The 810-nt window shown below is 39.0% G+C and carries 1 protein-coding gene; it reads right to left on the bottom strand.

The window, feature by feature from the left end; translation table 11 throughout:
- On the bottom strand, positions 1-643 hold a 643-nt coding region (locus tag AC1DUW_RS30960), incomplete at its 3' end, for an AMP-binding protein (RefSeq protein ID WP_477644472.1).
- Between the last annotated feature and the right edge of the window lie 167 nt (positions 644-810).

An 810-nucleotide genomic window follows, 5' to 3' on the forward strand; every position in this document is an offset into this window, starting at 1 on the left:
GAGTATTATGTGTATGCATGACTCCCTTTGGACTCCCCGTCGTTCCCGATGTAAAGATAATTTCGGTAACATCATTTGGGTCATGTATGATTTCATCCAAAATGGATGCATCCATCCGCTCTTCCCAAGGTTCCTCAAACAAAGAAGAGAAAGATTTCATCCCATTCGGCACTTCGTCCCCTATCACATAAATATGTTCTAATGAAGGCCATTTATGGCTTAGCCTCTCAATCATGGCAGGATAATAAAAACCTCGGAAACTATCTGGAACAACGATCATTTTAGACTCTGCCATTTCGACCATATAGCCAATTTCCCGATCACGATAAATCGGAATTAAGGGATTGCTTATGGCGCCTATCCTTGTAACCGCATAATGAAGGATAATGAACTCATTCCAATTAGGCAGTTGAAAAGAGATAACATCTCCTTTTCCCAATCCTATATTCAAAAGGCCTAAAGCGATTCGATCAACCAACTTACCGAGTTCCTTGTAAGTAAAACGGCTTTTTTTATCAATAATCGCTATTTTATCTGGATCCTTCTCTATCGCATCATTTAAATAATCTAAAATCGTTCGATTTGGCCAAATACATTGATATTTTTCCACATATTCTTGACTCAAAATCGTATCCAATTTCACTAGTTTCCATCCCCCTCATTACCTTCTGAACTTTTTAAAATCTACTGGCCGCTTTTCAAGGAAAGCATTCTTTCCTTCTTCCGATTCTTGCGTGTTGTAAAACATCGCTAGACTGCCCATCGATAGCTGAGAAATCCCTTGGATGTTTGCACTATCAGCATTAAAGG

Source organism: Peribacillus sp. P4_C12, from assembly GCF_056402095.1.